This window comes from Aequorivita sediminis, from assembly GCF_032080575.2.
Classification (GTDB): Bacteria; Bacteroidota; Bacteroidia; order Flavobacteriales; family Flavobacteriaceae; genus Aequorivita; species Aequorivita sediminis.
This window is the reverse complement of record NZ_JAVLSO020000030.1, coordinates 1-1,220: the sequence shown is the minus strand read 5'-3', so window position 1 is coordinate 1,220 and position 1,220 is coordinate 1. Positions and strand designations below refer to the sequence as shown.

Below are 1,220 nucleotides of genomic sequence, written 5' to 3'. Positions count from 1 at the left end.
CAACAAAGTACTGTGGTAAAAAACAAGTAAAAATGTATTAATTTTTCACCATGGTACTTCTGTAACTATCCTCATATATTAGTCCAGATTTAGCAATAGCAAAAGCTTGTTTTAAGAGCTTATTGCATACTGCAATTAAAGCTAATTTTTTACTTTTTCCTTTAGCAACTAATCGCTCATAAATATCCCTACAGGCTTTATTGTATTTGCAGGCATTAAAACTACACATAAATAATAAATTTCGAAGTTTTTGGTTTCCCATTTTACTTATTTTACTCCGGCCAGTTACACTGCTACCGCTTCTTTTTATTACGGGAGTCAATCCAGCATAACTGCACAATTCGCTACCACTTGTAAATCGTTCAAAACCATCTGTGAGAACTACCAACATTAGGGCTGTTTTGTTTCCAATACCTGGTATGCTTTTTAATCGAGTTAGTACTTCTTGATGCTCTTGTTTAACCAAAATCAAAAGCTTGTCTTCCAGCATTTTTATTTCTTTTTGCACTTGCTTCAAACTACGTTTTAAAGAGCTTACAACTGCTTTACTTGGATTTCCCAAAACAGATTCACCGTGTAATTTATTTTTAATCATGGTGCTTTGTTTTGTATATACAGCAAGGAGTCTGGTGATTTGAAGACACTCTGTTTGGTGTTTAGAGTTGCCTTTCCAGAGCTTTAAGTCGACTTGTTTGGCATATTCACAGATCTGTTTAGCATCGCTCTTATCCGTTTTAATTTTAGATAATTTCATCTGTATAAAACGTTTAACTGCTAATGGGTTTTCTACAGAAACTCTAATACCTGATTCTAACAAATAATAAGCTAATTGATAATGATAATATCCTGTAGCTTCCATGACACAATGGCTATCTATATCTAATATTTTTGCAAACTTTTTAAAGCCAGAAAGGGTGTTTTTAAACTGGTAAAAGTTGCCATTAGAATCCGCAACATCAAAAACTAGGTGGCTAATGTCAATACCGAAAAATTTAATATCTTTATTCATAAGAAAATGATTTTTGAAAGGACATCTACGCGAGTTTCAACGACTTAAAAGCGAGGTCTAAAAGCCTCATAGAACTGTACGAAATCTGTGTAGAAAAAGAGAGGGGATTTTCAATGTTGACGAGATCTAAGTCTCTGCGTATATAATAACCTTATTCCTCTCTTTTGTTCTTTCTGATTTATATCTAAATTTAATGAATTGTAAACTTAAG

Annotated in this window: 1 protein-coding gene; it reads right to left on the bottom strand. The window is 32.9% G+C overall.

Annotated elements, in window-relative coordinates:
• Positions 1 to 37: 37 nt before the first annotated feature.
• Positions 38 to 1,009, bottom strand: coding sequence for an IS110 family RNA-guided transposase (locus RT250_RS13475; RefSeq protein WP_313115410.1), 972 nt, complete (start codon positions 1,007 to 1,009; stop codon positions 38 to 40).
• Positions 1,010 to 1,220 lie beyond the last annotated feature (211 nt).

What these genes read in the sequence shown, in the direction of transcription:
- RT250_RS13475 (WP_313115410.1), bottom strand. Translation starts at nt 1,009, where the DNA reads ATGAATAAAGATATTAAATTTTTCGGTATTGACATTAGCCACCTAGTT.